This is a genomic window from Burkholderia pyrrocinia (genome assembly GCF_018417535.1).
In the GTDB taxonomy this organism is placed as follows: Bacteria; Pseudomonadota; Gammaproteobacteria; order Burkholderiales; family Burkholderiaceae; genus Burkholderia; species Burkholderia pyrrocinia_E.
Genome location: NZ_CP070978.1, coordinates 632,206 through 644,568 on the forward strand (window position 1 = coordinate 632,206; position 12,363 = coordinate 644,568).

A 12,363-nucleotide genomic window follows, 5' to 3' on the forward strand; every position below is an offset into this window, starting at 1 on the left:
CCGACAGCATGACAGCTCGCCCCGCGTTCCCGTCTCCCGACGCCTCCGGCACCCCCGCGCCGCGCGCCCCTTCCCGCCGGTTACGCCGCGCGGCGTTCGTGCTCGGCGCGGCCGTGCTCGGCTATGGCGCGTTCGCGATCGCGTTCCCCGCGCAGGTGCCGGCGGCGCTCGGCACCGTCGTCGCCGACTGGACGGGCGCGAATCCGCATCCGGTCGTGCTGCAGCGTCCGGCCGCGCAGCCGCTGTCGGCGGTTGCGCAGCTCGGGCGCGCGCTGTTCGTCGATCCGTCGCTGTCCGCGTCGGGCAAGCAGTCGTGCGCGTCGTGCCACAGCCCCGATCATGCGTACGGCCCGCCGAACGCGCTCGACGTGCAGCCGGGCGGCCTCGCGATGACGCAGCAGGGGTATCGCCCGCCGCCGTCGCTGATGTACCTGTACCGTCAACCGAATTTCAGCATCGGCCCCGATGCCGGTGAAAACGACGCCGCACCGAGTGTCGCGCAGCAGGCCGCGTCGGCGGCCGGCGTCGTCAAGGCGCAGAAGGTGGCTGGCACGTCGGCCGCGCCCCAGCTCGTGCCGCAGGGCGGGATGTTCTGGGACGGCCGCGCCGATACGCTGCAGCAGCAGGCGTTCGGCCCGCTGCTGAATCCGGTCGAGATGGCGAACGCGAGCATCGACGACGTCGCGCACAAGCTCGCGCAGTCGCCGCACCGCGCGCAGTTCGAGCAACTGTTCGGCACGCGCGTGTTCGACAGCCCGCAGCTCGCGGTATCGGAGGCGATGTTCGCGATCGCGCGGTATCAGGTCGAGGATCCGTCGTTCCATCCGTACAGCAGCAAGTACGACCGCTGGCTCGAAGGCCGCGCGCGCCTGTCGCAGGCCGAGCTGCGCGGGCTGCGCCTGTTCAACGATCCGGACAAGGCGAATTGCGCGGGCTGCCACTTGTCGAAGCCCGGCAAGGACGGGCTGCCGCCGATGTTTACCGACTACCAGTACGAGGCGCTCGGCGCGCCGCGCAACAAGCAACTGGCGCAGAACCGCAACGCGGCGTTCTACGACCTCGGCGTGTGCGGGCCGTTCCGCGACGACCTGAAGGACCAGACGCAGTATTGCGGGATGTTCCTCACGCCGACGCTGCGCAATTCGGCGACGCGTCATGTGTTCTTCCACAACGGCGTGTTCCATACGCTCGACCAGGTAATGGCGTTCTACAACGAGCGCAGCATCTCGCCGCAGAAGTTCTATTCGCGCGGCGCGGACGGCAAGGTCGACGAGTACGACGATATTCCGCCGAGGTATCGCGCGAACGTCGACGTGACCGACGCTCCGTTCGATCGCAAGCCGGGCGACAAACCCGCGATGACGGCGCAGGATATCAAGGATATCGAAGCGTTTCTCGGCACGTTGACTGACGAGCCGGCGCAGCATTGAGCGCGGGTTGACCGGCGCGTGCGGGTGTGGCGGCTGGAGCGCGCGCGTCGCGCTCCGTTCCTGATCGGGTTACCGCGGCTTCTTTCCGCTCTCTGACCGATAGGTGCCGTTCGGCCGCAATACGAGCTTTCGCGCCGCGGTGTCCAGCGCCTTTCCGTGGTAAAGATCCATGCACTTCAGGAAGTCGAACTTCACGTCCTTGACGTCGGATTCGACGACCGGATTCCGGTAATCGCGCGCGAGATAAGCGGCAACCAGCGACTGAACGACGTCCGGCGCACGCTCCATGTCGTAGTAAGTCCAGTCGCGCAACGCGCTGGTGCTGCTGCCGATATCCTTGCTCGCGCCGGGCGCCTGCTTGTAAGCGGTCGCCAGGCACTCCGCGAGCACCATGTCCTTGAAGTTCTGGATGTAAGTCCGCGAACCGGCCGCCGGTGACGCTTGCGCTGCATCCTTCGCCGAAACCACCGAGGGATGCAGCGCGACGCACGCCAGCACGGCCGCGATCCAGGCTCCCTTCATGACAGACTCCAGAAATTCGCACGATCCGTACGATACCGTGCGCCCGGTTCATTGAAATAGCAGTGGTCATAGCACGTATTGCCGTTGAATCGTGAGCCTATCGGCGACGCTCAATGAAAAACACGTCGCAGGCCGGCATTCGTGGGGGAAGGCGCGCACGCAAAAACAGGCATCCGGTCCGCAACGTGCGACGCCTGACGGGTCACAACTCCCAGCGTCCGCGCTCCATCGCCTGTTCCATCATTCCGAGCGTCAGTGACCGGCCGCCCAATGTCTCGCGCGCGTCGTTGCTGAACGGGGATTTGACGACCGCCGCAAGGAACGAACCGATGCCGAGTTTCGCGGACGGGTAGTAATAGTGGATGTCGAACGCAGAGAGGTCGACGTCAAACGTCACGGCCCATTGCCTGACGAGTTCGTCGATGTCATTCGGCTCCAGGTCGAGATCGTGATAGAGGTCCGTGTCCCGCGTCAGTTCGATTCGATCGACCGGAAGCCTGCCGATATCGGTCGCAATAAACGCTTCGAGACTCTTCCATGCGTCAGCCATACAGACGATCCTCGGGCTTCACCATGCTGTTGTAGGTGATAACCGTGCGATAAGTGATCAGCGATACATCCGTTGCCAAGAGTACCCAACCTGCTCCTGGAATCGCGCGCCCAACGAATGCGCCGATATTCCGCGTGAACTTGATGCGCAACATGATAAGACTCGTGAACGATGTAACGGTAGGCAAAATCCGATGCTTCAGCTCGTACGGCAGCAAGCGACGGGAAACGACAGACGCGATGGAGGTGCCCTTGACGGCGTTCGCAAACTTCCCGCGCGTCGGGATAAAGCGCTGGCCCAGCAACACCATCGCGATACCGACTGCATCATTTACCCCCACCTGCTTGCCAGTCTCTTCGATGAAGACCAGGAAGAGCAACGCTTCGCGGCTCAAGCCGTCATGAATGCCGTACTTGTACGAATGTGCCATTTTCTCTCAGATAGTTTGAATTCGAACGAGCGGGCAAGGCTATCGCGAACGACGCAGGGAGGACAACAGGCTCATCGGGTCGGGAGTCGATACGGGAATGCGTTCGGGCGCAATTGATCGATCTCGTGCCGTTCCTTTGCAGCGACTCCCGGCTTGCACTTCCGATCGTTCAGCTTCGTCGTTCCGTGCGAGTCCCCACAGCGACGGCATGCATCAAAACGAATGCGGATCGTTAATTTTCGGTGACTTGCTGGCGATGAATGCGCCGGCGATACCCGGCCTTTGACCGCCCGTGCGCGTTAGCGCGTCGCTGCCGAGTGTTCGCCCACCATCGCAATCGCCTTCGCTCGCCGCTCGGCCTGCCGCTGCGCAAACCGGTACGCAACAAGCGACCCGGCCACGGCGAGCAGCATCGGCACGAGGCTGTCGTGATTCGCGCGCGTGAATTCGAGCAGCAGCACGACCGCCGTGATCGGCATCTGCATCGACGCCGCGAGAAACGCGGTCGCACCGATCAGCGCACACCCGCCGATCGACGCGCCCGGCCAGACGAGGCTCCACAGCCCGCCGAACACGATGCCGAGCAGCGCGCCGTTCGCGAGGCCCGGCGTCAGCAGGCCGCCCTCCGCGCCGGCCCGCAGGCTGCCCGCCTCGATCAGCACCTTCAGCACGAGCAGCGTTGCCGCGAGGCCGAACGTCAGCGTGCCGTCGAAGCCGAGCGACGCCGGCCCCTTGCCGTTGCCGAGCAGTTGCGGAAACCGCATCGCAAGCACGCCGATCACCGCGAAGTTGACGAGCGCAAGCACGGGCAACCGCCAGTCTTTCGGCGCGTTCGCTCGCGCACGGGTCGTGAGCCGCACGAAGCCGTACGCGGCGAAGCCGAACAGCGGCCCGCAGACGATCGACCACGCGACGAGCGGCGCGCTCAGCGCAAACGCCGGCACCGTGTACTGGTGTTCGTTGCCGAGGCCGATCCACGCGACCGCCGCCGCGATCGCGGACGTCACGACCGCCACGACCAGCGCACGCAGTTCGAACGTGCCGAGCAGCACTTCGAGTACGAAGATCGCGCCGCCGAGCGGCACGTTGTAGACGGCGGCAAGCCCGGCACCGGCACCGCACGCGACCATCAGCCGGCAGTCGTCGGGCGTGAGCCCCGCGGCATGCGCGAGCCGCCCGGCGAGCAGCGAACCGATCTCGCGCGGCGCGACTTCGCGGCCGAGCGGCGAGCCGAGTGCGACGGTGACGATCTGCAGCAGCGCGTGAATCGTCGTGCTGACGAACGGCATCCGCGGATCGGCCGCGCGCACCGCACGGCGGATGCTGACGAGCGGCCGGCCGTACCGGTAAAGCGCCCACCAGCCGCCGCCGGCGACGATCCCGCAGAAGACGAGCACCGCGAACCGGCGCAGCGGATCGGCATCGGTCACGCCGGTGAGAAAACTCTCGGTGCCGATCACGTGCGCGACGCTGTAGCCGTACGCGACGTGCTGGATCGCGTGCAGCAGCAGCGCGAGCAGCGTGCCGCCGAGCCCCGCGCCGACGCCGGTCAGGATCGTGACGGCGGCCATGCGCACGAACGGGCTGGCCGGCGGCGACGAGGATGCGGGAACGGACGGGAGATCGAGGCGCATGAGGTTGGCGAACGGGGATCGAAAAGACGGCGCGCAACACGCGCGCCGTCGTCAGGACCGCATCGTAGGCCTGCGTCTCTCATGAGACAAACGTATTTTTCGAATCGACTCATGCATTTCATGAATGCCCGAACACGGGCGGCATGTAACCGCCTTCCGGATCGATCCGATCGATCCGGATCCGTGATGCGCGCCGGTTTGCGCCGCATGTATGGATGAAAAGCAGCGATGCGCGCACGCGCCGCGGATCAGGACCAGCCTTCGAACTCAAGGCCGGTTTCGGCCGCCGCTTGTTCGGGCGTCACGTCGCGCACGTGCTGGCCGAACGTCCACACGTGCTGTTCCGGATCGCGCGCGCGATAGGTGCGGTCGCCGTAGAACTGGTCGGCCGGTTCCTGCAGGATTTCCGCGCCGGCCTGTCGCGCGTGTTCGCAATGGGCGTCGAGGCCGTCGGCAAGCTGCACGTGCACGCTTTGCGTGTTCCTGCCGCCGATCTCCTGCGGGCTCGCGACGAAATCGGCCCAGTGTCCGCCGATCATCACGACGCCGCCGCGATGCGTGAGTTCGGCATGCGTGACCTGCCCGTCGGGCGTACGGACGACGATGCCGCGCGCGAAGCCGAACGCGCGCTCCAGCCATTCGAGCGCGGTGCGCGGATCGCGGTAGTACACGGCGACGCTGATAGGCGGATGGCGGTCGGGCTGGCGCATCGTGTGTCTCCGGTCGTGGGCACGAGCGACTCATTCTCCGCGCGTCGACCGTACCGATCAACCGCCGCAGCCGGCGCCGCGCATGTTGCAACGGCGCGACATCCGAGCCGCGCCGGGCGCAGGCAGCGTGCCGGTCATCACGCATGAACGACCCGCCTCGGCCGCGCACGGCGCGTCGTGTCAGTTTTGTGAAGGACTCTTGCCGGATCCGGAAAGGTGCGCTCGCGGCCCTGGCGGCCTTGCGCGCGCCGTGCATTCCTATACTTGCGCCGAACTTTTGTTTCCAGTCCCACACGCAGGAGCCTCACCATGAAAAAAACCCTCATCGCCGGCGCATGCAGCGCCGCGCTGTTCGCGCCGCTCGCACACGCGCAAAGCTCGGTCACGCTGTACGGCCTGATCGACGCCGGCATCGCGTACACCAACAACGTGAATGGCGCGTCACAGTGGCGCATGGCCAGCGGCACGATCAACGGCAGCCGCTTCGGCCTGCGCGGCAGCGAGGATCTCGGCGGCGGCCTGAAGGCGCTGTTCGTGCTCGAAAACGGCTTCAACGCGAACAACGGCGGGCTCGGCCAGGACGGCAAGCTGTTCGGCCGCCACGCGTATGTCGGCCTGAGCCAGGCCGGCTACGGTACGCTGACGCTCGGCCGCCAGTACGACACGATGGTCGACTTCGTCGCGCCGCTGTCCGCGACGGCCGGCGACTTCGGCGATGCGGGCTTCGCGCATCCGTTCGACAACGACAACCTGAACCACTCGCTGCGCATCAACAACGCGGTCAAGTACACGAGCGATACGCTCGCGGGCTTCAAGGTCGGCGCGATGTACGCGTTCTCCAACTCGACGAACTTCAGCGCCAACCGCGCATACAGCGTCGCGGCGAGCTACACGAACGGCCCGTTGAAGGTGGCCGGCGCGTACCTGCAGATGAACGGCACGAAGGGCTCGACGAGCGCGAGCCCCGGCGCGACCGATTCCGCCGAAGCAAAGAGCGTGAGCCAGGGCGGCTGGTCGATCGGCTCGGATCGCATGCGCACGTACGGCGGCGGCGTGAGCTACGTGTTCGGCCCGGCAACCGTCGGCTTCGTCTATACGCGTTCGCAGTACGACAACACGGGCTCGTTCGGCTCGACCGGCCAGGTCGCGTTCAACAACTACGACGTGAACGTGCGCTATGCGGTGACGCCGGCCGTCAGCCTCGGCGCCGCGTACGTGTACACGGACGCCAGCGTGTCGAACCCCGACAGCAAGCACGGCACCGATCCGAAGTGGCACCAGGTCGACCTGCAGGCCGTGTACAAGCTGTCGCGCCGCACCGACCTGTACGCGGAAGCGATGTACCAGCACGCGTCCGGGCGCGGCTACCAGGCGTTCATCAACACGTCGGGCGGCGCATCGAGCACGGCGAACCAGGTCGTCGGCACGATCGGCATGCGTACGCGCTTCTGACCGGCGTGACGCAGCGTCGCCCGCCGGCCACGAACCCGTGTTCGCATACGGGTTCGTTCGCCGCGGGCGACGTGCGCCAATGTTGTTCCATCTGGAAGGCAGCCTGCCTGGAATCGGGGTTTTTGCGCGTGCGGGCGCTGCGTAGACTGGCGTTGAAGGTCAGGGTCACGCATCGCGCGTCGAACCGGCCCCTACCCCGTACCCAGGAGAACCTCGTGAAATCGCTCGTCGTTACCGCCGCCGCTGCCGTCCTGCTTGCCGCACCGGTCCTGTCGTTCGCCCAGTCGGCAAAGTCGCCCGTCACGCGCGCGCAGGTGCTGCAGGAACTGTACGACCTCGAATCGGTCGGCTACAACCCGTCGCTCGGCGACGCCGGCAACTATCCGGACGACATCATGGCCGCGCAGGCGCGTCTTGCAGCGAAGCGTCTCGCCGAGCACAAGGCCGCGCAAGCCGCATACGGCCCGGCCGGTGCAGCCGCAACCGAATCGGGCGCGGCGGCGAAGCCCGCGCTGTGACGATGTGACGATGCGCGTCGCCCGCACGAATCGTGTGCCGCGGGCGGCGCGCATGTCGCGTCTGCATGAAGAAGCCTGTTGCGCGATCACCGGCCAACGTAACGTATCGACGTACCGATGCACGCCCGGCGCTCAGGCCGCCTGCGGTTCGCGGTCGATCGCGTTCAGCATCTCGACGTCGCGCGCAATCATCCCCGGCACCTGTGCGCGCAGCATCTCGACCCAGGTCCGCACCTTCGCGTCGACGAAGCGGCGCGACGGATACAGCGCGTACACGTTCATCTTCTGCAGGATATGCGCGGGCAGCACGCGCACGAGCGTGCCGTCGCGCAGCGCGTCGATCGCCGAGTACAGCGGCAGCATGCCGATCCCGATGCCGTCGCGGATCGCGAGTGCGAGCGATTCGGCCGTATTGGTCTGCACCGGCCCGGCAACGTGGATCTGCTCGACGCCTTCGGGCCCTTCGAGCACCCATTCGTGTGTCGGGAACGCGGGCGTACACAGCGTCAGGCACGCGTGCGCGGCGAGATCCTGCGGACGGGCCGGCACGCCGTGTCGTTTCACATAGTCGGGCGACGCGCACAGGATGCTGAACGTCGAGCCGAGCAGATGCGACACGAGTTCCGAATCGGGCAGCGACGACGCGGTCACGACGGCCATGTCGTTCGTGCCGTCGAACAGGTCGGGCATGCGCTGCGACAGCGACAGTTCGATCGACACGTCCGGGAACTGCGCGTGATAGCGCGTCAGCGCGGGCAATACATAGTGATGACCGACACTCGCGAAGCTGTGCATGCGTAGCACGCCGGCAGGCCGTTCGTGCGCGCAGCTCGCCTCTTCTTCCGCGCGGTCGACGTCGGCGAGGATCTGGCGGCAACGCCGCAGATAGCTTTCGCCGGCCGACGTCAGCGCGAGGCGGCGCGTCGAGCGATTCATCAGACGGGTGCGCAGGCGCGCCTCGAGCTCCGACACCGCGCGCGACATCGCGCCCGTCGTCGAATTCAGCGATTGCGCGGCGGCCGTGAAGCTGCCGGTCTCGACGACGCGCGAAAACACCCGCATGTTTTGTAGGGTATCCATTCCTGTGAGCAACCTGTAGCGGAGCCGCTATTTTCCTCCACCGGATGCGACAGATTGTTACTCCGGCTGCAACTATCGTTTCCCCGCAACTGCGTTAATGCGCGGGCGCCGCACTCCTACAATCGGCGCCTCACCAGTCGAACGGACCCGTTTCGAAGCGCCGCGGTACCTTGCCCGGCACCGCACGGGCCCCCTCTTTTCATGAAGCCACAACCTGCGATCGAGCGACCTTCCATCGAACCGGCACGATGGAGAGCATGGCTCGATCCGCTCGGCGACGCGGCGCGCGACTGGGCCGCCAACGACGGGCTGATCTGGCTGCACCTCGCGAAAACCGTGTTCGCGGCCCTGCTGGCGATGGGCATCGCGATGCGTCTGGAGATGTCGCAGCCGCGCACGGCGATGACGACCGTGTTCGTGCTGATGCAGCCGCTGTCGGGGATGGTGTTCGCGAAGAGTTTCTATCGCGTGCTCGGCACGGCGGCCGGCCTCGTCGCCGCGCTCGCGCTCGGTGGGCTGTTCGCGCAGCAGCCAGAGCTGTACATGGCCGGCATCACGCTGTGGATCGGCGGCTGCATCGCGTTGGCGGTGCGCAACCGCCACTTCCGCTGGTACGGCTTCGTGCTCGCCGGCTACACGGCCGCGCTGATCGGCCTGCCGGCCGTGATGACGCCGCAGACGCTGTTCCAGTCCGCGCTCACGCGCGCCGCGGAAGTCGCGCTCGGCATCGCGTGTTCGGGCGCGGTCAGCGCGCTGATCCTGCCGCTCAGCTCGGCGAAGGCGCTGATGCGCTCGCTGAGCACGCGCCACTCGACGTTCGCGGCGTTCACGGCCGGCGCGCTCGCGGGCGACGTCGCCCGCGGCGATTTCGAGCGGCGCTTCGCCGATTTCGTCGACGACATCGTCGGCTTCGAAGCGAACCGCGCTTTCGCGTCGTTCGAGGATCCGCACATTCGCGCGCGCAGCCGCCGGCTCGCGCGGCTGAACAGCGAGTTCATGAACGCATGCACGCGGCTGCATGCGCTGCACCAGCTCGTCAAGCGCCTGCGCGTGAACGGCTCGGACGCGGTGCTCGACGCGCTGGCGCCGCACGTCGACGCGCTCGCGCAGCGGTTCGCCGCATTGCGCGACGAGCGACAGCGCGGCATCGCGCCGGCCACCGGCGCACTGCTCGAACTTCGCCGCTTCCACAGCGCGTTGCCTAAGGCCGCGCGCGCGTCGCGGCGGAGCATCGAGGAGCATGCGGCCGGCGGCCTGCTCGACTTCGATACCGCGATCGAGCTGCTGTACCGCTTCATCGGCGAATATCTCGGCTACGCCGATACCTACGCGTCGCTCGACCAGGACGATCACGCATTCGAGCGCTCGGTCACGCATTACGCGGTGAAGACCAATTCGTTCTTCGTCGGCTTCGCGTTCCTGCGCACGATCGTCGCCGTCGGCGCAATGAGCGCGTTCTGGCTCGCGTCCGAGTGGCCGAGCGGCTCGCTCGCGGTGATCGCCACCGCGATCGCGTGCGCGCTCAGCTCGACGTCGCCGCGCGCGCCGAAGTTCGTCGCGCAGATGGGCGTCGGCGCCGCATTCGCGACCGCCGTCGGTTACCTGTTCCTGTGCTACGTGTATCCGAACATCGACGGCTTCCCGCTGCTGTGCGCGACGCTCGCGCCGGTGCTCGGCCTCGGCGCGTTTCTCGCGATGCGGCCGGGGCTGTCCGGCTACGGGATCGGCTTCGCGGTGTTCTTCTGCCTGCTCGCGGGCCCCGACAATGCGATCGCGTATACGCCCGAGGTGCTGATCAACAACGGGCTGGCCGTCGTCGTCGCGATGCTCGCTTGCTCGATCGTGTTCGCGGTCGTGTTCCCCACCCACATGCCGTGGCTCACGGGCCGCATCGCGCACGACCTGCGGCGCCAGGTCACGCTTGCGTGCGAAGGCGCGCCGGACGGCCTCGCGCAGCGCTTCCAGTCGAGCACGCACGACCTGATGGCGCAGTTGCGCACGCTGCTCGTGCGACGCACGCGGCAGCACCGCGACGCGCTGCGCTGGATGCTGTCGACGCTCGAGGTCGGCCATGCGGTGATCGACCTGCGCGACGAACTGCACACGTTCTGCGCATCGAAACCGCCGCAGACGCTGCACTGGACCGGTTCGATCGACGCGGTGCTGCACGAGCTGCCGCGCTTCTTCGACGACCCGACACCAGGCCATCACGCGCGCACGCTGAAATCGGTGAACCTTGCGATCCGCGCGGCGCAGCACACGCTGCAGGCGTGGCATGCGGTGCCCGACGCGCGCCGCAGCATGCAGCGGATCGTCGGCTGCCTGCACTTCATGCGCAGCGCGCTGCTGGACAAGGACGCGCCGTTCAACCGGCATCGCCATTGAACATCGGTGCGCGCGCAACGGGATCCTTGTTCCGAATGGAAATAAGCTCTACAGGCGCGGTGATTAATCTTTAAGCAGTGCGAGCCTATAGTTTCCTCACTGCCAGCGAGACTGGCACTCACCCAGGAGAAACAAAATGAAGCCGCTGCATCTCGCCCTCGTTGCCCTGTCGCTCACCGCTGCTGTCGCCCACGCACAGCCCGCGCCGGCCGACGTCGCACGGCAACAGGCGAACCGCGCCGAAGCCGTCAAGGCCGCAGGCCGCGTCGATCGTGCGCAATCGAAGCAGGAAGACCCGAACGCCTGTGTCGGCCCCGTCAGCTTCTGCAACATCTACTTCGGCAGCTGAGCATGACGCCGCGTCGTCACGGCCAGGCCCGCAACGCCCGCATCGAATCCGCGGGCGGGCGGCGGACCGGCCGATCGCCGCATCGCCGCCCCGCTCCACGCCGCTTCGATTGAAGCGGCGCATGCCGTTTCAGGCGCCGCGCCCCGGCCGCCACCCCACTTCTCGCAACGCATCCAGCAAGCGCGCCTGCCCGAGCCCTTCGACCCGCGCACCACGCGATTCGACGTCGCCGCCCGCGACGAGCGCGTTCACGATCGCTTCCTCCACGGCTTCCGCCGCCGCGACGAACAGCGCGGAAATATGGTCGTTGTTGACCATCTTCACGCCGGTGGTCGGTGCGCCCTTGCTGCCGTAGTTCGCGGCCGGCAGCCCGTCATTGTCGGTTGCGAACGCAAGGAAGATGTCGCCGCTCGAATCCTCGGTGCCGCCGCCGACGCGGGCGAGCCCGACGCTCGCGCGCTGCGCGAGGCGCGTGCATTGATGCGGCAGCAGCGGCGCGTCGGTCGCGATCGTGACGACGATCGAACCCATGCCGGCCTCGCCTGTCGCGTCGGGGGCCCGGAACGGCGAATGCACGTGCCGCAGCACTTCGCCGACCGGATAGCCGGCCACGCGCAGCATCTCGCGCACGCCGTAGTTCGCCTGCACGAGCGCGCCGACGGTCCAGCCGCCCGCATCGGCCGCGAGCACGCGCGACGCGGTGCCGATGCCGCCCTTGAACTCATGGCAGATCATCCCCGTGCCGCCGCCCACGCCGCCTTCGGCGACCGGCCCCGACTGCGCGGCGGTCAGCGCGCGCAGTACGTGCGCGGCGTTGACGTGCTGCCCCCAGATGTCGTTCAGCAGCCCGTCGTAGGTTTCCATCACGACCGGCATGCACCAGTACACGCGGCCGGCCGCCGCTTCCCGCTCGTTCGCGACGAGCGCGTCGCGCACCGCGCCGACGCTGTGCGTGTTCGTATAGGCGATCGGCGTCGTCAGCAGGCCGGCCTCGCGGATCCATTCGAGCCCCGTCGCATCGCCGTTGCCGTTCAGCACGTGCACGCCGGCGAAACAGGGCGAATCGTGCGCGGCGCCCGCGCGCGGTTCGATGACGGTGACGCCGGTGCGGATCGATGCGTCACCGTTCTCGACGTTCAGCGTGCAATGTCCGACCCGCACGCCCGGAACGTCCGTGATCGCGTTGAAGCGGCCCGGCGTGCCGAGTCCGATGCGGATGCCGAGATCCCTCGTGCGCATGATGCAATTCCTCCAGTCTTTCAATGGTTCGGTGTTTCGGTGTTGCAAGGTGACGATCCGGCGC

12 protein-coding genes are annotated in these 12,363 nt (G+C 67.1%); 5 read left to right on the top strand and 7 right to left on the bottom strand.

All coding sequences use genetic code 11. From position 1 onward, the window contains the following. The first annotated feature begins 8 nt into the window (after positions 1-8). A complete protein-coding gene (locus JYG32_RS20990; protein WP_213266817.1) occupies positions 9-1,430 on the top strand; it encodes a cytochrome-c peroxidase in 1,422 nt (473 codons plus the stop codon). Positions 1,431-1,499: 69 nt separating this feature from the next. Here the strand turns inward: JYG32_RS20990 and JYG32_RS20995 are convergent, their stop codons facing one another. From JYG32_RS20995 to JYG32_RS21015, 5 genes are all read right to left on the bottom strand, one after another. Beyond that, complete coding sequence (locus JYG32_RS20995; RefSeq protein ID WP_213266818.1) at positions 1,500-1,952, bottom strand: type VI secretion system amidase immunity protein Tai4; 453 nt, start codon at positions 1,950-1,952, stop codon at positions 1,500-1,502. A gap of 202 nt (positions 1,953-2,154) precedes the next feature. After that, positions 2,155-2,502: a DUF1493 family protein gene (locus JYG32_RS21000; protein ID WP_174379570.1), complete on the bottom strand. Its 348-nt coding sequence runs from the start codon at positions 2,500-2,502 to the stop codon at positions 2,155-2,157. After that, a complete protein-coding gene (locus JYG32_RS21005; protein ID WP_213266819.1) occupies positions 2,495-2,932 on the bottom strand; it encodes an STM2901 family protein in 438 nt (145 codons plus the stop codon). Before JYG32_RS21005 ends, JYG32_RS21000 begins: the two co-directional genes overlap by 8 nt. A 299-nt stretch (positions 2,933-3,231) precedes the next feature. Beyond that, the gene (locus JYG32_RS21010) at positions 3,232-4,566 is read right to left on the bottom strand and encodes a chloride channel protein (protein ID WP_213266820.1); all 1,335 of its coding nucleotides are present in this window, start codon (positions 4,564-4,566) and stop codon (positions 3,232-3,234) included. 248 nt (positions 4,567-4,814) lie between these two features. Continuing rightward, entirely contained in the window at positions 4,815-5,276 is a 462-nt protein-coding gene (locus JYG32_RS21015; protein ID WP_174379567.1) for a VOC family protein, read from the bottom strand. A gap of 309 nt (positions 5,277-5,585) precedes the next feature. Between JYG32_RS21015 and JYG32_RS21020 the strand changes: the two genes are divergently transcribed. Further along, entirely contained in the window at positions 5,586-6,728 is a 1,143-nt protein-coding gene (locus JYG32_RS21020; RefSeq protein ID WP_213266821.1) for a porin, read from the top strand. A gap of 215 nt (positions 6,729-6,943) precedes the next feature. Next, complete coding sequence (locus JYG32_RS21025; RefSeq protein WP_174379565.1) at positions 6,944-7,246, top strand: DUF4148 domain-containing protein; 303 nt, start codon at positions 6,944-6,946, stop codon at positions 7,244-7,246. A 132-nt stretch (positions 7,247-7,378) separates the two neighbouring features. Here JYG32_RS21025 and JYG32_RS21030 read toward each other — a convergent pair whose 3' ends face one another. Then, positions 7,379-8,326, bottom strand: coding sequence for a LysR family transcriptional regulator (locus JYG32_RS21030; RefSeq protein WP_174379564.1), 948 nt, complete (start codon positions 8,324-8,326; stop codon positions 7,379-7,381). Positions 8,327-8,527: 201 nt separating this feature from the next. Between JYG32_RS21030 and JYG32_RS21035 the strand changes: the two genes are divergently transcribed. Beyond that, positions 8,528-10,711 (top strand): FUSC family protein, encoded by a 2,184-nt coding sequence (locus JYG32_RS21035; protein WP_213266822.1) that lies wholly within the window; start codon positions 8,528-8,530, stop codon positions 10,709-10,711. A gap of 136 nt (positions 10,712-10,847) precedes the next feature. Next, on the top strand, positions 10,848-11,060 hold the full coding sequence (locus JYG32_RS21040) for a hypothetical protein (protein WP_213266823.1): 213 nt from the start codon (positions 10,848-10,850) through the stop codon (positions 11,058-11,060). 129 nt (positions 11,061-11,189) lie between these two features. Here JYG32_RS21040 and JYG32_RS21045 read toward each other — a convergent pair whose 3' ends face one another. Next, positions 11,190-12,299, bottom strand: a complete 1,110-nt coding sequence (locus JYG32_RS21045) for a P1 family peptidase (protein ID WP_213266824.1) — start codon at positions 12,297-12,299, stop codon at positions 11,190-11,192. Positions 12,300-12,363: the final 64 nt, after the last annotated feature.